The organism is Streptomyces sp. NPDC050535, from assembly GCF_044457665.1.
Lineage (GTDB): Bacteria > Actinomycetota > Actinomycetes > Streptomycetales > Streptomycetaceae > Streptomyces.
Map to the genome: position 1 here is coordinate 131,948 of NZ_JBITHE010000006.1, position 20,018 is coordinate 151,965.

The window sequence follows — 20,018 nt, forward strand, 5'->3', positions numbered from 1 at the left end:
GAGGTGGTCAGTGGGCGTCGAGCGCGACCGTGAAGGAGAAACGGTCACCCCGGTAGTGGATGCGGGCCACGTCCAGGGCGCGGCCGTCCTCGCCGTGGATGACCCCGGTGTAGTGCAGGATCGGGCTGAGCAGCGGGACCTGGAGCAGCCGCGCCGTCTCCGGGTCCGCGAGCCGGGCCTCCACGGTGTCGGTGATCCGGCTGATGCGCACGCCCACCACATCGCGCAGCACCTTGGTCATGGGCCAGCGCACCAGGTCCTCCGGGTCGATCAGCGCCGCCAGTTCCGGACGCACGTAGTTGCGCGCGTGGTTCGTGGGCTCGCCCGTGGCCTCGTCGCCGCGCAGCCGGTGGTACGAGCCGACCTCGGCCAGATCGGGGAAGTACTCGGCGAGTTCGGCGGACACCGGCACCGGGCCGTGGTCGAGCAGTTCCGTGGTCATGCCCGACTGCTGCGCCACGATCGCGTCGACCGAGCCCAGCAGCCTTACCGGGGCGCCTCGTTGAGCGCTCGGCTCGATGAACGTGCCACGGCGTCGGTGCCGGGTGATCAGCCCCTCGGCCTCCAACTCCTTGAGCGCCTGCCGCATGGTCAGCACGCTCACCCCGTAGTGCTCCGCCAACCGCTCCTCGGTGGGCAGCCGCAGCGGGTCCCGCGCGGAGCGGCCGAGGATCGAGGCGCGCAGGGACTGCGAAACCTGGTACCAGAGCGGCAGCTTGCGGTTCAGGACGATCGAGTCCGGGGCGAAAGAGGTCACCAGGGTATCCGTACCGGTCGTGGGCGTTCAGAGCAACGGGCAACAGGCAATGGGCAATGGGCAACGGAAAGGACGGACACGACGGGCGACGGCGAGCCCGGGAAGGGGCGTCGACCCTCACTCGCCCGCACGGAAGTTCCGCCGCAGCCCCTGCCACACATCGTCGTACGCCGGTTGCAGATGCTCCGCGTGCGCCGCTTGCGCCGTGGCGGTCACCGGCCAACGGGTCTCGAACATGAAGGCGAGCCCGTCGTCGACCTTCTGCGGCACGAGCTCGGCGGCGCTGGCCCTGTCGAAGGTGTCGCGGTCCGGCCCGTGCGCCGACATCATGTTGTGCAGCGAACCGCCCCCCGGCACGAACCCCTCGGCCTTGGCGTCGTACGCGCCCTCGATGAGCCCCATGTACTCGCTCATCACGTTCCGGTGGAAGTACGGCGGCCGGAACGTGTTCTCGCCCACCAGCCAGCGCGGCGCGAAGACCACGAAGTCCACCCCGGCCAGTCCCGGGGTGTCGCTCGGCGAGGTCAGCACCGTGAAGATCGACGGGTCCGGGTGGTCGTAACTGATGGTGCCGAGCACGTTGAAACGGCGGAGGTCGTAGACGTAGGGCACGTGATTGCCGTGCCAGGCGACCACGTCCAGCGGCGAGTGGTCGTACGTCGCCCGCCAGAGGTTGCCGCAGAACTTGTTCACCACCTCCACCGGTCCCTCGACGTCCTCGTAGGCGGCGACGGGCGCGAGGAAGTCCCGGGCGTTCGCCAGCCCGTTGGCGCCGATCGGGCCCAGGTCGGGCAGTTGGAAGGGCGCCCCGTAGTTCTCGCACACATAGCCGCGGGCGCTCTCGTCCAGCAGCTCCACACGGAAGCGGACGCCACGGGGGACGAGTGCCACGTGTCCTGGCTCCACGTGCAGCAGCCCGAACTCGGTGCGCAGCAGCAGCCCGCCGCGCTCCGGCACGATCAGCAGCTCACCGTCGGCGTCGCTGAACACCCGCTCCATCGAGGAGTTGGCGTGATACAGGTGCACCGCCACGCCGGTGCGCTGGGTGGCGTCGCCGTTGCCGCCGAGCGTCCACAGGCCGCTCACGAAGTCGGTGCCGGCGGAGGGCTCGGGCAGCGGGTTCCAGCGCAGCCGGTTGGGGTCGGGCACTGTCTCGGTGAACGGAGCCGTGCGGAGTGCGCCGTTCCCCGTACGCGTGAAGGCGGGGTGCGCGGCCGACGGGCGGATCCGGTACAGCCACGAGCGGCGGTTGTGCGCTCTCGGCTCGGTGAAGGCCGTACCGCTCAACTGCTCCGCGTACAGCCCGAGCGGTGCCCGCTGCGGCGTGTTGCGGCCGTGCGGCAGGGCGCCCGGGACGGCCTCCGAGCTGTGTTCGTTGCCGAATCCCGAGAGATGGGCAAGCCCCTCGGCCGTCTTCCTCGCGTCCCCGCTCATGACCACTCCCTCGTACCTGATTCCTATGCTTCACCATAGGAATCGGTTCCGGCGCACGCAAGAGGTAGTACGACTCAGGGGTCGCCGTGTCGTCCGGAACCCGACTCCAGGGGGATCCGACTGTCAGTGCGATGTTCTACGCTCCCCGGCATGTCGTGGACGCGTGGACTGCTCGCCGCGCTCGCGGTCTGTGCCCTGCTCGGCGGACCGACGGGCTGCGGTTCCGGGGATGCGCCCGAGCCGAAAGGCACGGTGTCGGCCTCGCCGGTGGGCGAGCTGCTCGACGAGACCGACGAGGCGGGACGGCGTTATCGGGAGATCGAGAAGAAGGGCGCACCCGAGGTCGCGATCGAGGTCCAGCCGGAGTCCGGGAACGGCTGGGACGTACGGCTGACCCTCCAGCACTTCCGTTTCTCGGCCGCCGGCGCCCGTTCGGAGGCCGTCGCGGGACGCGGTTTCGCCGTCCTCTACCTCGACGGCCGCGGCATCGCCACTCTCCGCACCGCCGAGTACCACCTTCCAGGCGATCTCGTCCCGCGTGGAACCCACCAGGTCACCGCACGCCTCTATGCCGACGACCACACCGTGTGGTCCGTCGAGGAAGAGCCGGTGGAGAGCACCGCGGACATCACCGCGTCGCAGGCCGGTCCGGAATCGGACGCCGCGGAGCCTCCGGAGTCCTCGACGAGTACGAGCCGCGGCGCGGCCCGTACCGAGACCAGAGGTTCACCGGACCCCGGCGGAAAGGCATCATGAAGCCCGTGCCCCACGCGACCTCGCTGCGCCGAGCGCCCGTGCAACGCCGCAGCGCAGAACGACTGACCAGAATCCTCGACGCCTGCGCCGACCTCCTCGACGAGGTGGGCTACGACGCGCTGAGCACCCGGGCCGTGGCCCAGCGCGCCGGCGTACCCATCGGATCCGTCTACCGCTTCTTCGGCAACAAGCGCGCGATGGCCGACGCGCTCGCCCAGCGCAACCTGGAGCGCTACGCCGAGCGCGTCACCCACCGGCTCCGGGCGACCGACGAGGAGAGCGGAAGCACGGGCGCGGGCGGCTGGCGCGTGGCCGTGGACGCCGTGCTCGACGAGTACATAGCCATGAAGCGCACCGCGCCGGGGTTCTCGCTCGTCGACTTCGGCAACCAGATCCCGGTCGGGTCCCGCGCCGAGCCCAACACCCGCGTCGCCGACCGCCTCACCGAACTCCTCGCCGGCTATCTCGACCGCACCCCCGACGAGAACCTCCGCCGTGTCTTCCTGGTCTCCGTGGAGACCGCCGACACCCTCGTCCACCTGGCCTTCCGGGTCGCCCCGGAGGGTGATGAGCGGATCATCGACGAGACCCGGGTCATGCTGCGGGCGTATCTGGAGCGCGTGCTCGACTAGGAGGTCACGGCCGACGTGCCGCGGCTGAGGCGTCGCGACCGAGGAGTCCGCCGTACGGCGGGAGCGCCGCCCGCGGATTTCCGACCTCACCCCCGGCACCCCCTCCCCTCCATGCATACCGGTCGGTATGCTCGGCGTCAGTCCGTGTGCCAACGCTGCCACCGCCTCCCGGGAGGACCTCGTGTCCCGCACCACCGGCACCACCCCCGACGCCCGCACCGCCCTGCGGATCTGCCCCCTCTGCGAAGCCACCTGCGGGCTGACGCTCACCATCGAGGGCACCCGGGTGACCGGCGCCCGGGGCGACCGCGACGACGTGCTCAGCAAGGGGTTCATCTGCCCGAAGGGCGCCTCCTTCGGCGCCGCCGACGCGGACCCGGACCGGCTGCGCGCCCCCCTCGTCCGCAAGGACGGCGAACTGCGCGAAGCCACCTGGGAGGAGGCCTTCGACGCGGTGGCCGCCGGGCTCCGGCCCGTCGTCGAGCGCCACGGTCCGAACGCCGTCGGCGTGGTCCTCGGCAACCCGAACGTGCACACCATGGCCGGCGCCCTCTACCCGCCCGTCCTGCTCACCGGCCTCGGCACCCGCAGCGTCTTCACCGCCTCCACGGTCGACCAGATGCCCAAACACGTGTCGTGCGGACTGCTTTACGGCGACGCCAACGCGATCCCGGTGCCCGACCTGGACCACACCGACCACCTCCTGCTCATCGGCGCCAACCCGGTGGAATCCAACGGCAGCCTGTGCACCGCCCCCGACTTCCCCGGCAAGCTCAAGGCGCTGCGGGCACGCGGCGGCACCCTGACCGTCATCGACCCGCGGCGGACCCGTACGGCCAGACTCGCCGACCGTCACGTGGCGATCCGCCCGGGAACGGACGCGCTGCTCCTCGCCGCCATGGCGAACGTCCTCTTCGAGGAGAAGCTCGTCGCGCTCGGCGACCTCGCCCCGCACGTCCAGGACACCGACGCCCTCGCCGACGCCGTACGGGACTTCAGCCCCGAAGCCGCCGCCGAGGCGTGCGACGTTCCCGCCGACACGATCAGGGCGCTCGCCCGTGAACTCGCCGCCGCGCCCACCGCCGCCGTCTACGGCCGCATCGGCAGCTGCACCGTGCCGCACGGCACCCTGGCGAGCTGGCTCGTCGACGTCCTCAACATCCTCACCGGCAACCTCGACCGGCCCGGCGGGGCGCTCTTCCCGCAGGCCGCCACCGACAGGACACCCCGGCCCGCGGGACCCGGCCGCGGCTTCGCGCTCGGACGCTGGCACTCACGGGTGAGCCGGCACCCCGAAGCCAAGGGCGAACTGCCGCTCGCCGCCCTCGCCGAGGAGATCGACACCGCCACCGAACAGGGCGAACCGATCCGCGCGGTCATCGCCGTGGCCGCCAACCCCGTCCTCTCCGCACCCGACGGCGACCGCCTCGACAAGGCCCTGGGCTCGCTGGACTTCATGGTCAGCGTCGACCCGTACCTGAACGAGACCTCACGTCACGCACACGTCGTGCTCCCGCCGCCCCCGCCCTCGCGGAGCGCCCACCACGACTTCGCCTTCAACACCCTGGCCGTACACAACCAGGTCCGCTACACCCCCGCCGCCGTCCCGCTGGAGCCGGGCCGCCTGGCCGAGACCGAGATCCTCGCGCGGCTGACCCTGGCCGCCACCGGCATGCACGGCACCGACCCGGACGCCGTGGACACCATGGTCATCGGCAGCACCCTCGGCAAGTCCGTCACCGAGGCACACTCCCCGGTGCACGGCCGCGACCCGAAGGAACTCGCCGCACAGCTCACCGGCGGCAACGGCCCCGAGCGACGGCTCGACATGATGCTGCGCCTCGGTCCGTACGGCGACGGTTTCGGCGTACGACCCGACGGGCTGACCCTGGAGAAACTGCTCGCGCACCCGCACGGCATCGATCTCGGCCCCCTGCGGTCGCGGCTGCCCGCGCCCCTGAAGACCCGCAGCGGGAAGATCGAGCTGCTGCCCGGACCGATCGCCGACGACCTTCCCCGGCTGCGGGACGCGCTGCGTGAACGCCCCTCCGCCCTCGTCCTCGTCGGCCGCCGCCACCTGCGCTCCAACAACAGCTGGATGCACAACGTGCCCGCACTCACCGGCGGCTCCAACCGCTGCACCCTGCACATCCACCCCGAGGACGCCGAGCTCCTCGGGCTCACCGACGGGGCGGCCGTCCGCGTCAAGGGCGCCGGGGGAGAGGTGACCGCACCCGCCGAAGTCACCGACTCCGTACGGCGGGGAGTGGTGAGCCTGCCGCACGGATGGGGACACGACCGCCCCGGCACCCGGATGAGCCACGCCTCGCTCGACCCCGGAGTCAACGTCAACCAGCTCCTCGACGGCAGCCTCCTGGACCCCCTGTCGGGGACCGCCGTTCTGAACGGCGTACCGGTGGAGCTGACCCCTGTGAGCTGAGCAAAGCTGTGACCTGGAGTTTTGCGCTTATTGCTCGCGTGTCAACGTCTTGTTAAGACTTGTGTGGCCGACCTAACGTCACTCGCACCGCCGCCCCAGGTGGGAGTTCAAGGGCGAACGACGTTAGGTATCCACTCATGCTGACCATCCTCGGCTTCACCATGATCGCGACCTTCCTGGTCCTGATCATGCTGAAAAAAATGTCGCCGATCGCGGCGCTCGTGCTGATCCCGGCGCTCTTCTGTGTGTTCGTCGGCAAGGGCGGCAAGCTCGGTGACTACGTCATCGACGGCGTCACCAGCCTGGCCCCCACCGCGGCGATGCTCATGTTCGCGATCGTCTACTTCGGAGTGATGATCGACGTCGGGCTCTTCGACCCGATCGTGCGCGGCATCCTGAAGTTCTGCAAGGCCGATCCGCTGCGCATCGTGGTCGGTACGGCCGTGCTCGCCGCGATCGTCTCCCTGGACGGCGACGGCTCCACCACCTTCATGATCACGGTCTCGGCCATGTACCCGCTCTACAAGCGCCTCAAGATGAGCCTCGTCGTGATGACCGGCGTCGCCGCCATGGCCAACGGCGTGATGAACACCCTGCCCTGGGGAGGCCCGACCGCCCGGGCCGCGACCGCCCTCAAGCTCAACGCCAGCGACATCTTCATCCCGATGATCCCGGCACTCGCGGTCGGTCTCCTCGGCGTTTTCGTCCTCTCGTACGTCCTAGGCCGCCGCGAGCGCGCGCGGCTGGGCGTGCTGACGCTGGACGAGGTGCTGGAGCCGCAGGAGCCGGAGACGGTGCTGGTCGGTGCCGGGGCCGGTACCGGCGGCCCTGTGGATCTGGCCAAGAAGGGTGCGGGCACAGGTGGTTCGGGCTCCGGCACGGACGCGGACGCCGAGGACCCCGAGGAGGACGACGGCTTCGCCGTCCTCGACCCCAATCGGGCCACCCTGCGCCCCAAGCTCTACTGGTTCAACGCGCTGCTCACGCTCGTCCTGCTCACCGCCATGATCATGGAGTGGCTGCCGATTCCGGTGCTGTTCCTGCTCGGCGCCGCCCTCGCGCTCACCGTCAACTTCCCCCACATGCCCGACCAGAAGGCCCGCCTCGGCGCCCACGCCGAGAACGTCCTCAACGTCTCCGGCATGGTCTTCGCCGCCGCCGTCTTCACCGGCGTCCTCCAGGGCACCGGCATGGTCGACCACATGGCCGACTGGCTGGTCTCCAACATCCCCGACGGCATGGGCCCCCACATGGCCTTCGTCACCGGCGTCCTGAGCATCCCGCTCACGTACTTCATGTCGAACGACGGCTTCTACTTCGGCATCCTCCCCGTCCTCGCCGAAGCCGGCCACGCACACGGGGTCTCGTCCCTGGAGATCGCCCGCGCCTCCCTCGTCGGCCAGCCCCTGCACATGTCGAGCCCGCTGGTCCCCGCCGTCTACGTCCTCGTCGGCATGGCCAAGGTCGAGTTCGGCGACCACACCAGGTTCGTGGTGAAGTGGGCGGCGCTCACCTCCCTGGTGGTGCTGGGCGCGGGAATCCTGTTCGGGATCATCTGACGCCTGACGGACGCCGACGCGACGGACATCACGGCGAGGGACGCCGACGCCGCAGACGCCGACGCGCGGATGACCGTCACTCGTCTTCGGATGGAGGATCACTGTGGGGCCCGGTGGAAACCGCGGCTGGTTGCTGCGACTCGTCATCGCCTTCGGCTTCGCGCAGGGGGCGGTGTCGATGGCGCGGCCCGCCGTCTCCTACCGGGCCCTCGCCCTCGGTGCCGACGAGCGCGCGATCGGCGTGATCGCGGGCGTGTACGCCCTGCTGCCCCTGTTCGTCGCGGTACCGCTGGGCCGCCGTACCGACCACGCGCGTTGTGCCCCGCTGCTGCCCGCCGGTGTGGTGCTCATCGCGGGCGGCTGCGCCCTCAGCGGCAGGGCGAACTCCCTTACGGAGATGGCGGCCTGGAGCGGGGTGATGGGCCTGGGACACCTCTGTTTCGTCATCGGCGCCCAGTCGATCGTCGCCCGGCAGTCCGCGCCGCACGAACAGGACCGCAACTTCGGCCACTTCACGATCGGCGCCTCCCTCGGCCAGTTGGCCGGTCCGATCGCCGCGGGCTTCCTCATCGGCGGTCCCGACATGGCGGGCACCAGCGCCCTGGCCCTGCTCGTGGCCGGCGCGGTGGCCGCCGTCTCGTTCACCTCGCTGTGGCGCATCGAACACCGTGCGCCGGCCAAGTCCCGTACGGCACAGGGCGACCGCGTTCCCGTGCACCGGATACTGCGCACCCGGGGCGTTCCCGCGGGCATCTTCATCAGCCTCGCCGTGCTGTCCGCGACGGACATTCTCACGGCGTACCTGCCGGTCGTCGGTGAACACCGCGGTATCGCGCCGTCCGTGGTCGGCCTGCTGCTGAGCCTGCGCGCGGCGGCGACGATCGCCTGCCGACTGGTGATGACGCCGATGCTGCGACTGCTCGGCCGGACCGCGCTGCTCACCTCGACCTGTCTGGCGGCGGGCGTGCTGTGCGCGGGCATCGCACTGCCGGTGCCGGTCCGGGCGCTGGCCGCGATACTCCTGGTGCTCGGGTTCTGCCTCGGCGTCGGGCAGCCGCTTTCCATGACGACGGTGGTCCAGGCCGCCCCCGACGGCGCCCGCTCCACGGCCCTCGCCCTCCGGCTGACCGGCAACCGGCTCGGCCAGGTCGCCGCGCCGGCCGCCGCGGGCCTGGTCGCCGGAGTCGCCGGGGTGGCCGCGCCCTTCGTGATGCTGGGCGCGCTGCTGCTGGTGTCCTCGGGGATCGCGCTGCGGTCACCCGCCGGACCGGCCGCCCCGGGACCTGGTGAGCCCCTGCGCCGCCGGGTTCCCTCGCGCCGTAGGAGCGACATCTGACTCACGCGGACCGGCGAGGCGGCCCGTGTTCCCCCGAGTCGGTGACTTCCTGCTGCTCCGCACCCTGGCGCCAGAAAACTAACATCGCTAGTTTAGGGGCGGCCGACGCTGCCCCGCCCAGGAGGAACAGGGAATGAAAGCTCACGACGGCATGTACATCGGCGGCGAATGGCTTCCCGCCGTCGGCGCGGACACGATCGAGGTCGTGAACCCGGTCGACGAGCAGGTGGTCGGCCGAGTCCCCGCGGGGACCGCCGCGGACGTCGACCACGCCGTACGGGCCGCCCGTGCCGCCTTCCCCGGCTGGGCCGCGACGCCGCCCGCCGAGCGCGCCGCGAAGCTGGCCGCCCTTCGTGACGTCCTCGTCGCGCGCAAGGACGAGGTGGCCGAGACGGTCACGGCCGAACTCGGCTCGCCGCTGCCGTTCTCGCAGGCGGTGCATGCGGGCGTGCCGGTCCTGGTCGCGGGTTCGTACGCCGAACTGGCGGCGACCCACGCCTTCGAGGAGAAGGTCGGCAACTCGACCGTCTACCAGGAACCCGTCGGTGTGGTCGGCGCGATCACGCCCTGGAACTACCCGCTGCACCAGATCGTCGCCAAGGTCGCCCCGGCGCTGGCCGCCGGCTGCACGGTGGTGCTCAAGCCCGCCGAGGACACCCCGCTGACCGCCCAGCTCTTCGCCGAGGCGGTGGCCGAAGCGGGCTTCCCGGCCGGGGTCTTCAACCTCGTCACCGGCCTCGGCCGGATCGCCGGCCAGGCCCTCGCCGAACATCCGGACGTGGACCTGGTCTCCTTCACCGGCTCCACGGCGGTCGGCAAGCAGATAGGCGCGGTGGCCGGCGCGGCGGTCAAACGCGTCGCCCTCGAACTCGGCGGCAAGTCCGCCAACGTCATCCTGCCGAGCGCCGACCTCGCCAAGGCCGTCAACGTCGGCGTCGCCAACGTGATGTCCAACTCCGGCCAGACGTGCAGCGCCTGGACCCGCATGCTGGTGCACACCTCGCAGTACGAGCAGGCCGTCGAACTGGCCGCCGCGGCCGCGGTGAAGTACGGCGACCGCATCGGCCCGGTCGTCAACGCCAAGCAGGCTTCACGGGTGCGGGGTTACATCGAGAAGGGCGTCGCGGAAGGCGCCCGCCTGGTCGCCGGCGGGCCCGAATCCCCGCGCGAGCAGGGGTACTTCGTCAGCCCGACCGTCTTCGCCGACGTCACACCCGACATGACGATCGCCCAGGAGGAGATCTTCGGGCCGGTGCTGTCGATCATCCGGTACGAGGACGAGGAGGACGCCGTCCGGATCGCCAACGGCACGGTGTACGGGCTCTCGGGTGCCGTCTGGGCGGCCGAGGAGTCGGAGGCGGTGGCGTTCGCGCGACGGCTCGACACCGGGCAGGTCGACATCAACGGGGGGCGCTTCAACCCCCTTGCCCCGTTCGGGGGTTACAAGCAGTCGGGGGTCGGGCGCGAGCTCGGCTCGCACGGGCTGTCCGAGTACCTCCAGACCAAGTCCTTCCAGTTCTAGGCCCGAGGAGCATGCACGTGGTTCGCGCCGCCGTACTTCCCGCCGTAGGCGCTCCTCTGGAGCTCGCCGAGATCGACCTGCCGGAACCCGGTCCCGGACAGGTCCGCGTACGGCTCGCCGCCGCCGGGGTCTGCCACTCCGACCTCTCCCTGTCCGACGGCACCATGCGGGTGCCCGTTCCCGCAGTCCTCGGCCACGAGGGCGCCGGGTTCGTCGTCTCCGTCGGGGAGGGCGTCACGCACCTCGCGCCCGGTGACGAGGTCGTCCTCAACTGGGCGCCGTCCTGCGGAAACTGCCACGCCTGCACGCTGGGCGAGGTGTGGCTGTGCGCCAACGCGCTGAGCGGCGCGGGTGACGTCTACGCGCGGCGCGCCTCCGACGGCAGTGACCTGCACCCCGGGCTGAACGTCGCCGCGTTCGCCGAGGAGACCGTCGTGGCCGCCGGCTGCGTACTCCCCGTACCGGACGGCGTGCCCCTCATCGACGCCGCGCTCCTCGGGTGCGCGGTCCTCACCGGATACGGTGCCGTCCACCACTCCGCCCGGGTTCAACAGGGGGAGACCGTCGCGGTGTTCGGGGTCGGCGGGGTCGGACTCTCGGCGCTCCAGGCCGCCCGGATCGCGGGCGCCTCGAAAATCGTCGCGGTGGACGTCTCACCCGCCAAGGAGTCCCTCGCCCGCGAGGCGGGCGCCACCGACTACGTCGTCGCCTCCGACACCACCGCCCGTGAGATCCGCGCCCTCACCGGCAAACAGGGCGTCGACGTGGCCGTCGAGTGCGTCGGCCGGGCCGTCACCATCCGCACCGCCTGGGAATCCACCCGGCGCGGCGGCCGCACCACCGTCGTCGGCATCGGCGGCAAGGACCAGCAGGTCACCTTCAACGCTCTGGAGATCTTCCACTGGGGCCGGACACTCTCCGGCTGCGTCTTCGGCAACTCCGACCCGGCACGCGACCTGCCCGTACTGGCCGAGCACGTACGGGCGGGACGCCTGGACCTGGGAATGCTGGTGACGGAGCGCATCGACCTGGAGGGAATCCCGGGAGCGTTCGAGAACATGGTGGCGGGGAAGGGCGGGCGGGCGCTGGTGGTGTTCTAGGGGTGGGGGCCGGGGTCCCGACCCCGGGTGGGGCTGGGTTCGATCCTGGGTGGGGGCGGGGTCCGGCCCCGGTTGGGGGTCGCGGTCCGAACCCGGGTGGGAGGTCGGGACCCGGTCAGCAGGCGTGGCGGGTTTGGGCCTGGGCGCAGGCCCTCGGGGTGGTGGGTTCGAGTCTGAGCGCAGCCCCCGGGGTGGCGTGTTGGGGTCCGGGAGCACCCCTGCGATGGCGGACTTCGGTCTGCTGGGCGGCAGCCCCCGGAGCGGCCGGATCCGGGTATCTGCCACCGGGCGTGGCGGGGTGAGGTCCGGCGCGGCGCGGACACCACGCGAGGGCCGTGCGGACGTGCTCGCCCGCGCGCGCCGGGTCTGACCACAAGCCTCAGGGCGCCTGGTCAGCCTGACCACAAGCCTCCAGGGCGCCTGGTGCGGCCCGAGCGCAGGCCTCCAGAGCGGCCGGGTGCGGCCCGAGCACAAGTCCCCAGAGCAGCCCGGTCCGCCCCGAGCCCCGGCCCCCGGGCGCCGCCGTTCCGGTCTCAGGCCCGTTCCGGCGTCGGCTCCGTCGCGGCGGCCCTCGGCCGGGAGCGGGACACCGCCACCCCGGCCAGGCACAGCAGCCCGCCGGCGAGCGTCAGAAGTCCCGGGACCTCGCCCAGGAACAGCCAGGACATCAGCACCACCAGTGCGGGCACCGCGTACGTGGTCGCGCCCATCCGGCCCGCCGTCGTACGGGCCAGCGCGTACGCCCACGTCGTGAACGCGAGCGCGGTCGGAAACACGCCCAGGTAAAGCATGTTGAGCGTCGCGGACACCGGCGCGTCGGCCGCGTCGTGCACGAGCTGCCCCGCGAACGGCAGGCACGCCACCGCCCCGATGAGGCAGCCGAAGGTCGTGGCCTGGAGCGGGCTAGCCACGCCGAGGACCGGCTTCTGGGCGACGACCCCGGCCGCGTAGGTGACGGCCGCGAGCAGGCACAGGACGACTCCGAGCACCGAGGAACCGCCCTTGCCGGACATCGAGAGGCCCACGGCGACCGCCCCCGCGAACGACACCGCCATCCCCGCGAGCAGCCTCGGCGGCATGGCCTCACCGAGAAGCCGGGACCCGAGCAGGGCGATGAGGATCGGGCCGATGTTCACGACCAGCGCCGCCGTACCCGCGTCCACCTGCTGCTCGCCCCAGTTGAGGGCGACCATGTAGACGCCGAACCAGAGCACTCCGGACACGGCGATCCCCCGCCAGGCCGCACGCGGTGGCCAACCCACCCTCCGTACAAGGCAGATGGCGCCCAGCGTGACGGCTCCCGCCAGCAGCCGGCCGAGCGCGAGCGCACCCGGCGAGTACGCCGAACCCGCGCTGCGGATCGAGACGAAGGCCGAGGCCCAGAGCACGACGGTGACGGTTACGGCGGCCGCGGCGCGCGGATCGGTCGGTCCAGTCGAGGCAGGCCCGGGTGAGGGGACGACGTCCGGTGCGGTCGAGGCCGATGCCCACGGTGTCGAACCAGTGGAGCCCGGCGTCCGTGAGCGCGAAACCGGTGTCCTGGCGGAGGAGCCCGCGGCTGGTCAGGGCGTCGGTGAGGGCGATGCCGAGGCGTCCGGCGAGATGGTCGTAGCAGGTGCGGCCGCGCGCCATGGCCGATCCGGCGCCTGCCGCCCGCAGGGTGCGCGGCCGCTTCGCGGCGCTCGGCGCGACCTGGGCGGCGAGATCCTCGACGAGCTGCGCGACACCGGTGCCGGCCAGCCGTACGTAGCGGTGCCGGCCCTGTCGCTCCTCGGTGAGCAGACCGCCGGCGACGAGCTTGCCGAGGTGCTCACTGGCGGTCGACGCGGCGACCGCGGCATGCCGCGCGAGTTCCCCCGCGGTCCACGCCCGCCCGTCGAGCAACGCCAGCAGAAAAACGGCCCGCGTCTCGTCGGCGATCAGCCCCGCCAGCGCCGCGAGCCCCGGTCCCACCGGGTCCTTCGCTCTCGTCATGCCACCCAGCATGCGCCGGGAACACTTCGGCGCCCGCCGAAAGGTGGAAGCTCAGGCGGGAAGGGTGTCCGGGTCCTCCCGCCGCAGCCCCTCGAACTGCGACGTCAACCCGTCGAGCAACGCCCTGAGCCCGGTCTCGAAAGCCCGCTCGTCGATCTTCTCCTGGTGCTCCGCGAGCAGGTGCGCCTGCCCGAGGTGGGGGTAGTCGGCGGGGTCGTACGCGGTGGCGTCGTCGACGAAGCCACCGGCGAAGGAGCCGAGGGCGGAGCCCATCACGAAGTAGCGCATCAGCGCGCCGATGGACGTGGCCTGGGACGCCGGCCAGCCCGCCTCGACCATCGCGCCGAAGACGGCGTCCGCGAGCCGGAGCCCGGCGGGCCGCCGCCCCGGCCCCCGCGCGAGCACCGGCACGATGTTCGGGTGGTCGCGCAGCGCCGCCCGGTAGGACACGGCCCAGTCGTGCAGCGCGGTACGCCACTCACGGCCGTCCTCGAACATCGACAGGTCGACCTGTGCGCTGACCGAGTCGGCGACCGCCTCCAGGATCTGGTCCTTGGTCGCGAAGTGGTTGTAGAGGGACGGGCCGCTCACCCCCAGCTCGGCCGCGAGCCGCCGGGTCGAGACGGCCGCCAGGCCCTCGGCGTCCACCAGCGCACGTGCCGTGTCGACGATGCGGCCGGTGCTGAGGAGGGGCTTGCGCGGTCGGGCCATGGCGCACATAGTAGGGCTGCGCTTGTAAACTAGCAGTGCTAATTAAAACGTCATGGGGTGACTCGGCATGGACCTGGGACTCAGCGAGGAGCAGACCGCCGTGCGGCGGCTCGCCAGGGACTTCGTGGAGCGCGAGATCGCCCCCCATGTCGTCGAGTGGGACCGCGCGGAGAACGTCGACCGGTCGATCGTGAAGAAGCTCGGCGAGGTCGGCTTCCTCGGGCTCACGATCGACGAGGAGTACGGCGGCAGCGGCGGCGACCATCTCGCGTACTGCCTGGTGACCGAGGAGCTGGGCCGCGGCGACTCCTCGGTGCGCGGCATCGTCTCCGTCTCACTGGGCCTGGTCGCCAAGTCGGTCGCGCACTGGGGGAGCGAGGAGCAGAAGCGGCGGTGGCTGCCGGGACTGACCTCGGGCGAGTACGTCGGGTGCTTCGGTCTCACCGAGCCCGGCACCGGCTCCGACGCGGGCAACCTGTCGGCGAGGGCCGCCCGCGAGGGCGATGACTACGTCATCAACGGCACCAAGATGTTCATCACCAACGGCACCTGGGCCGACGTGGTCCTCCTCTTCGCCCGGTCGACCGACGCCCCGGGCCACAAGGGTGTCTCCGCCTTCCTCGTGCCGACCGACACTCCGGGTCTGTCCCGCCGGGCCATCCACGGCAAGCTCGGCCTGCGCGGACAGGCCACCGCCGAGCTGGTGCTCCAGGACGTGCGCGTTCCCGCCTCCGCGATGCTGGCGCCCGAGGGCAAGGGCTTCGCCGTCGCCATGTCCGCGCTCGCCAAGGGGCGGATGTCGGTGGCCGCGGGCTGTGTCGGCATAGCCCAGGCGGCGCTGGACGCGGCGGTGACGTACGCGACCGAGCGGGAGCAGTTCGGCAAGACCATCGCCCGTCACCAGCTGGTGCAGGAACTGCTCAGCGACATCGCCGTCGACGTGGACGCGGCACGCCTGCTGACCTGGCGCGTCGCCGATCTCGTCGACCGCGGGCTGCCGTTCGCCACCGAGTCCTCGAAGGCCAAGCTGTTCGCCTCGGAGGCCGCCGTGCGCGCCGCGAACAACGCCCTCCAGGTCTTCGGCGGTTACGGCTACATCGACGAGTACCCGGTGGGCAAGCTGCTGCGCGACGCCCGCGTGATGACCCTCTACGAGGGCACCAGCCAGATCCAGAAACTGGTCATCGGGCGGGCGCTGACCGGGGTCTCCGCTTTCTGAGTACGTGTCTGAGTATCTGGGCGGATACGGTCCCGCGGCCCACGGCGCACGCTGGATCCCATGAGTGAGACACCGGTCAAGCAGCAGTCCACCGCCGCCTTCTACGGCCAGGCGGTCATCTCTTTCGCGGTCGCCATCGTCGCGACCGCCATCGGCATCTTCAAACTGGACGCCGACGCCTGGGTGCGTTCCTTCATGGGCATCGCCGTCCTCTATCTGGTGACCTCGTCCTTCACGCTGGCGAAGGTGATCCGGGACCGGCAGGAGGCCGGGCAGATCGTCAGCCGGGTCGACCAGGCGAGACTGGAGAAGCTGCTCGCCGAACACGACCCCTTCGAAAAGCTCTGATCCGCGCTGAGCGGGCACTCTAAGCGCTCGCTCAGGTTCAGAGGTATGGTGTCCCCCTGCCAGTGGAAGGGGCGAACCAGCGATGAGTACGGCGGAGGAGACGGCCGGCGGCGAGAGGCAGCCGTGGGCCGAGGTCACCCCGGACGCGGCTCGGCGGCTGCTCGTCGCCGCCGTGGAGGCCTTCGCCGAGCGCGGGTACCACGCGACGACCACCCGGGACATCGCGGGCCGCGCGGGCATGAGCCCGGCCGCGCTGTACATCCACTACAAGACCAAGGAAGAGCTGCTCCACCGGATCAGCCGGATCGGGCACGACAAGGCGATCGACATCCTGCGGACCGCCGCGGAGCGTGACGACAGCGCCGGGGAACGGCTCGCGGACGCCGTGCGGTCCTTCGTGCGGTGGCACGCCGCGCAGCACACCACCGCGCGGGTCGTGCAGTACGAGCTCGACGCGCTCGGTCCCGAGGCCCGTGCGGAGATCGTGGCCCTGCGCAGGCAGAGTGACGCGGCCGTGCGCGGCATCATCCAGGACGGCGTCGCGGCGGGCGAGTTCGACGTGCCGGACGTGCCGGGCACCACCCTCGCCGTGCTCTCGCTCTGCATCGACGTGGCGCGCTGGTTCAACGTCGACGGACCCCGGACCCCCGACGAGGTCGGCGCACTCTACGCCGACCTCGTACTGCGGATGGTGGGGGCCAAGCGGTAGCCACGGGGCCGCCGCGGGTCCGGGCCGCCGGGCGCCGTGAATTCGGCCCGCCGGGCCGCCGTGGATCCGGCGGAGGCGCTCAGAAGTAGTAGCGGGACACCGACTCCGCCACGCACACCGGCTTGTCGCCGCCCTCGCGTTCGACCGTCACCGCCGCCGTGACCTGCACCCCGCCACCCGCCTCGGTGACCTCCGTGAGGACGGCGGTGGCGCGCAGCCGCGAGCCCACCGGGACGGGCGCGGGGAAACGGACCTTGTTGGTCCCGTAGTTGACGCCCATCTTCATACCGTCGACGCGCAGCACCTGCGGCACCAGCGTGGGAAGCAGCGAAAGCGTGAGGTAACCGTGCGCGATGGTCGTGCCGAAGGGGCCCGTGGCGGCCTTCTCCGGGTCCACATGGATCCACTGGTGGTCACCCGTGGCGTCCGCGAACAGGTCGATCCGCTTCTGGTCGATCTCCAGCCAGTCGCTGTGTCCCAACTGCTCGCCCACCGCGGCCTTCAGCTCGTCGGCGGACTCGAAGATCCTCGGCTCTGCCATGTCCCTTGCCTCCCGCGTGTGAATGTCTAAGCGACTGCTTAGCATGGTCGGGCGCGGACCGGATGTCAACGGACCCCACGGGTGGCGGGGTGGGTAGGGTTGGAGGGGTGCCCCAGATCCCTGAGAAGATCCACGAGCTGACCGTCGGACAGCTGTCGGCCCGCAGTGGCGCCGCCGTCTCCGCCCTGCACTTCTACGAGTCCAAGGGCCTCATCACCAGCCGCCGCACGACCGGCAACCAGCGCCGCTACCACCGTGACGCGCTGCGCCGTGTCGCCTTCGTGCGGGCCGCCCAGCGTGTCGGTATCCCGCTCGCCACCATCCGCGAGGCGCTCGCCGAACTCCCGGAGGAGCGCACCCCGACCAGGGAGGACTGGGCCCGCCTGTCGGAGGCCTGGCGCTTCGAACTCGACGAGCGCATCAAGCAGTTGAGCCGCCTACGGGACCACCTGACGGACTGCATCGGCTGCGGTTGCCTGTCCCTGGAGAACTGCGTGCTCTCCAACCCGGACGACGTCTTCGGCGACCGCCTCACCGGTTCCCGCCTGCTGGCGGAACGAGCCCGCCCGGCCGAGAAGCGGGACAAGCGGGCCGCACTCCCCGCCGCGCCGCGCAAGGAGCCCGAGGACTGCCGATGACTCGCGCCCCGGGCTCCGTACGACCCCTCGTCGTCCGAGGTTCCCCTACTCGTACTCCGTGCCGCCTTTCCGCGTGAGATAGGCGGGACTGATCGCCTTCGCGATGGCCCGGCCGCCCGTCACCGGGCTGTACCGCTCGGTGGACGGGCGTACGACCACCCCCTCGCGCAGGTGCAGCCCGCGCCCGGAGACCGTCTCCCGGCCCGAGGCGATCTCCAGGACGCGATCGATGTCGTACGGACCCTCGAACAGCCTGGGAACCAGCGGCAGTTCGCCCTCCAGCAGCGTCGCCGCGTCGAGCCAGCGGACCTCGCCGTCGATGTCGGCGGAGACGTCGAACACGGCGTAACCGAGTGTCTCCCGGCGGCCGTCGGCACCGTACGCCAGGTCCTGCACGCCTGCCCCGTACACCTCGCCGAAGACGCCGACCCGGCGCGCGCCGAGCCGCTCGGCGAGCCGGGCCGCGGCCTCGGGAACGCCGTGGCCGAGCAGTGCCCGCCAGTACAGGTTGCGTGGATCTTCCTTGAGGGCAAGGGACTTGGCGCCGAAGCCCTTGGAGGAGACCTGGACGCGGCCCTCGTCCACGAGGTACGTGAGCAGGCAGGCCGAGCCGTGCAGCTTCTCGGTCAGGACGACCGGCTCGCCCGGCGCGAAGATGTCCGGATACCGCTGGATGTTCTCGATGTCGACCCAGGGCAGCAGGTCGGGCGCGGACTCGACGTCACCGCTCATGGTGGGCGGGATCGGCGGTACCCATTTGACGATGCCGAGCGCTTCCGCGAAGTCGGTCCCGTCCTCGGCGGCCTTGGCCAGGTCGACGTCCGCCAGCGCCTTCGGGAGACAGACGATGCCCTGTGACAGCTCACCGCGCAGCCGTACGGCCTTGACCCGGTCCGCGCCGCTCCCCGCGAGCCGCCCGGTCAGGCCCAGTTCCTCGATCAGCCCGGCCGGCAGCACGGACTGCTCCGGGATGTAGAGGGCCCGCTCGCCGGTGCGGTAGGCGCCCTTGGCGACCACCGCCCGATACAGGCCGACCTGGGCCAGTTCGAGTGCGTCGGCGTTCGGATGCTCATGGATGGTCAGTACTTCGGCGGTGACGCGCAGTGTCGACATCGGGCACTCCTACGGTTCCTCAGCTGTGTCTCATCGTCCCCAAGTCTCCGGGCGGGAAAGGGCTGGAACGAGCGGATTCATGGCTGGTAGCGTTTCTCGGCTTCGGCTTCGCCGTCGAGCGGGCGCGGACACGGGGTTCGGCGCAGGCTCCGGCGAGGTGGCTTCCCGCGCTACGGCGACCGCCGGTCCCGCCCCTGCCGGTACTGGACGAGCCCTTCCGTCACCAACTGGCCGTTGGAAACGGCCCGTTCGCCGTCCGGCAGCAGCAGGGTGTCCTCCAGGCCGATCCGGGTGGCGAGGCCCTGCCGCCCCGCGAGGCGAAGCACCGGCCAGGTGCCGCCGTCCATGCCGTGCAGCAGGACGGGGCGGCCGTGGGCGGAGCCCAGGTCGGCGAGCAGGGCGCGGGCCGACTCCTCCGCCGTGTCGGCCGAGGTGTCCAGCACCTCGGCCAGCACCCGCAGCACCCGTGGCCCGAGCGGCGACACCGCGAACCGCGCGGCGCCGTCCGTGCCGGACCAGATGCCCGCCTCCACACCGATCCCGCGGTCGAGGAGCGCGGCGGCGACCTCCTCGGCGCCCGGCTCGTGCCAGTTGACCGAGGCGTGGTCGGGCAGCACCGTCCAGGAGCGGACGCGTGCCACGCGCGCCGCGGGATCCGGCTCGGCCCAGGCGCCGGTGGTCACGCCGACCGGGACGCCCACCCGTGCCCGTATCGCCTCGAGTGTCGGCGTCACCGCCGTGGGCGACAACGTGTCGTGCCCACAGGGCGACTTGGGATGAACATGGATGTCCGACGCGCCGGCCGCGACAGCCTCGCCCGCGGACGCCGCCATCGAGCCGGGCGACAGCGGCACGGCGACACCGTCACCGGCGCCCCGAGCTCCGTTCAGACAGACCTGCACCATGCCCCGATAGTGACACCCCCCACTGACAACGAGCCCCTGCCACCGACAACGGCACACGCACCCCTGCCTCGGCGCCTACGGGCCGGTCACCGCCCGACGATCGGGCCCGCGCCACCGCCCCCCGGCGCCTTCGGGCCAGTCGCCGCCCGACGACCGGTCGCGCCACCGCCCCCGGTACCTGCCGCCGACGGCCAGGCACTTCCGCCACGCACAACGGACCGCCGCCGCCGTCGGCCGCGCACACGCCGCCGCCCCGGCGCTCACGGGCCAGTCACCGCCCGACGACCGCGCACACGCCGCTACCCCCAGCGCCTACCGCTGACG

General features: G+C 71.6%; 18 protein-coding genes and 1 pseudogene. 11 read left to right on the plus strand and 8 right to left on the minus strand.

Features of this window, described 5'->3' with window-relative positions; genetic code table 11:
- Positions 1 to 7: 7 nt before the first annotated feature.
- Together ACIBLC_RS16030 and hmgA are read right to left on the minus strand one after the other, a co-directional pair.
- Positions 8 to 757 carry a GntR family transcriptional regulator gene (locus tag ACIBLC_RS16030; RefSeq protein WP_399211552.1) on the minus strand — a complete coding sequence of 250 codons (750 nt, stop codon included), beginning with the start codon at positions 755 to 757 and terminating at the stop codon, positions 8 to 10.
- 117 nt (positions 758 to 874) lie between these two features.
- Complete coding sequence (hmgA, locus tag ACIBLC_RS16035) at positions 875 to 2,191, minus strand: homogentisate 1,2-dioxygenase (RefSeq protein ID WP_399211553.1); 1,317 nt, start codon at positions 2,189 to 2,191, stop codon at positions 875 to 877.
- A 150-nt stretch (positions 2,192 to 2,341) separates the two neighbouring features.
- Between hmgA and ACIBLC_RS16040 the strand changes: the two genes are divergently transcribed.
- The 7 genes from ACIBLC_RS16040 to ACIBLC_RS16070 all read left to right on the plus strand — a co-directional run bounded on the left by ACIBLC_RS16040 (position 2,342) and on the right by ACIBLC_RS16070 (position 11,536).
- Entirely contained in the window at positions 2,342 to 2,947 is a 606-nt protein-coding gene (locus tag ACIBLC_RS16040) for a hypothetical protein (RefSeq protein WP_399211554.1), read from the plus strand.
- Complete coding sequence (locus ACIBLC_RS16045; RefSeq protein ID WP_399211555.1) at positions 2,944 to 3,579, plus strand: TetR family transcriptional regulator; 636 nt, start codon at positions 2,944 to 2,946, stop codon at positions 3,577 to 3,579. The genes ACIBLC_RS16040 and ACIBLC_RS16045 overlap by 4 nt, the downstream gene beginning before the upstream one ends.
- A gap of 127 nt (positions 3,580 to 3,706) precedes the next feature.
- Entirely contained in the window at positions 3,707 to 6,019 is a 2,313-nt protein-coding gene (locus ACIBLC_RS16050; protein WP_399211556.1) for a molybdopterin oxidoreductase family protein, read from the plus strand.
- A 137-nt stretch (positions 6,020 to 6,156) separates the two neighbouring features.
- Positions 6,157 to 7,578, plus strand: a complete 1,422-nt coding sequence (locus ACIBLC_RS16055; protein WP_399211557.1) for a CitMHS family transporter — start codon at positions 6,157 to 6,159, stop codon at positions 7,576 to 7,578.
- A 103-nt stretch (positions 7,579 to 7,681) separates the two neighbouring features.
- Entirely contained in the window at positions 7,682 to 8,914 is a 1,233-nt protein-coding gene (locus ACIBLC_RS16060; protein ID WP_399211558.1) for an MFS transporter, read from the plus strand.
- Between the two features lie 133 nt (positions 8,915 to 9,047).
- Positions 9,048 to 10,436 (plus strand): aldehyde dehydrogenase family protein, encoded by a 1,389-nt coding sequence (locus tag ACIBLC_RS16065; RefSeq protein ID WP_399211559.1) that lies wholly within the window; start codon positions 9,048 to 9,050, stop codon positions 10,434 to 10,436.
- Between the two features lie 11 nt (positions 10,437 to 10,447).
- Entirely contained in the window at positions 10,448 to 11,536 is a 1,089-nt protein-coding gene (locus tag ACIBLC_RS16070) for a Zn-dependent alcohol dehydrogenase (protein WP_399211560.1), read from the plus strand.
- A gap of 533 nt (positions 11,537 to 12,069) precedes the next feature.
- On the opposite strand, the gene ACIBLC_RS16075 is transcribed toward ACIBLC_RS16070, so the two are convergent.
- The 3 genes and pseudogenes from ACIBLC_RS16075 to ACIBLC_RS16085 all read right to left on the minus strand — a co-directional run bounded on the left by ACIBLC_RS16075 (position 12,070) and on the right by ACIBLC_RS16085 (position 14,221).
- Positions 12,070 to 12,924 (minus strand): DMT family transporter, encoded by an 855-nt coding sequence (locus ACIBLC_RS16075; RefSeq protein WP_399211561.1) that lies wholly within the window; start codon positions 12,922 to 12,924, stop codon positions 12,070 to 12,072.
- A 34-nt stretch (positions 12,925 to 12,958) separates the two neighbouring features.
- Positions 12,959 to 13,522, minus strand: a pseudogene (locus ACIBLC_RS16080) (ArsR/SmtB family transcription factor); the annotation flags it as partial.
- Positions 13,523 to 13,561: 39 nt separating this feature from the next.
- Positions 13,562 to 14,221, minus strand: coding sequence for a TetR/AcrR family transcriptional regulator (locus ACIBLC_RS16085; protein ID WP_399211562.1), 660 nt, complete (start codon positions 14,219 to 14,221; stop codon positions 13,562 to 13,564).
- A 67-nt stretch (positions 14,222 to 14,288) separates the two neighbouring features.
- Here ACIBLC_RS16085 and ACIBLC_RS16090 point away from each other — a divergent pair, with 67 nt between their 5' ends.
- From ACIBLC_RS16090 to ACIBLC_RS16100, 3 genes are all read left to right on the plus strand, one after another.
- The gene (locus ACIBLC_RS16090; protein WP_399211563.1) at positions 14,289 to 15,440 is read left to right on the plus strand and encodes an acyl-CoA dehydrogenase family protein; all 1,152 of its coding nucleotides are present in this window, start codon (positions 14,289 to 14,291) and stop codon (positions 15,438 to 15,440) included.
- Between the two features lie 60 nt (positions 15,441 to 15,500).
- Complete coding sequence (locus ACIBLC_RS16095; RefSeq protein ID WP_399211564.1) at positions 15,501 to 15,788, plus strand: YiaA/YiaB family inner membrane protein; 288 nt, start codon at positions 15,501 to 15,503, stop codon at positions 15,786 to 15,788.
- Between the two features lie 82 nt (positions 15,789 to 15,870).
- Positions 15,871 to 16,497 (plus strand): TetR/AcrR family transcriptional regulator, encoded by a 627-nt coding sequence (locus ACIBLC_RS16100; protein ID WP_399211565.1) that lies wholly within the window; start codon positions 15,871 to 15,873, stop codon positions 16,495 to 16,497.
- A gap of 79 nt (positions 16,498 to 16,576) precedes the next feature.
- Here the strand turns inward: ACIBLC_RS16100 and ACIBLC_RS16105 are convergent, their stop codons facing one another.
- Complete coding sequence (locus tag ACIBLC_RS16105; RefSeq protein ID WP_399211566.1) at positions 16,577 to 17,038, minus strand: MaoC family dehydratase; 462 nt, start codon at positions 17,036 to 17,038, stop codon at positions 16,577 to 16,579.
- A gap of 107 nt (positions 17,039 to 17,145) precedes the next feature.
- Between ACIBLC_RS16105 and soxR the strand changes: the two genes are divergently transcribed.
- Positions 17,146 to 17,676 (plus strand): redox-sensitive transcriptional activator SoxR, encoded by a 531-nt coding sequence (gene soxR / locus ACIBLC_RS16110; RefSeq protein WP_399211567.1) that lies wholly within the window; start codon positions 17,146 to 17,148, stop codon positions 17,674 to 17,676.
- A gap of 45 nt (positions 17,677 to 17,721) precedes the next feature.
- Here soxR and ACIBLC_RS16115 read toward each other — a convergent pair whose 3' ends face one another.
- Positions 17,722 to 18,789, minus strand: a complete 1,068-nt coding sequence (locus ACIBLC_RS16115; protein ID WP_399211568.1) for an RNA ligase (ATP) — start codon at positions 18,787 to 18,789, stop codon at positions 17,722 to 17,724.
- Positions 18,790 to 18,959: 170 nt separating this feature from the next.
- Positions 18,960 to 19,694, minus strand: coding sequence for a 3-keto-5-aminohexanoate cleavage protein (locus ACIBLC_RS16120; RefSeq protein WP_399211569.1), 735 nt, complete (start codon positions 19,692 to 19,694; stop codon positions 18,960 to 18,962).
- Between the last annotated feature and the right edge of the window lie 324 nt (positions 19,695 to 20,018).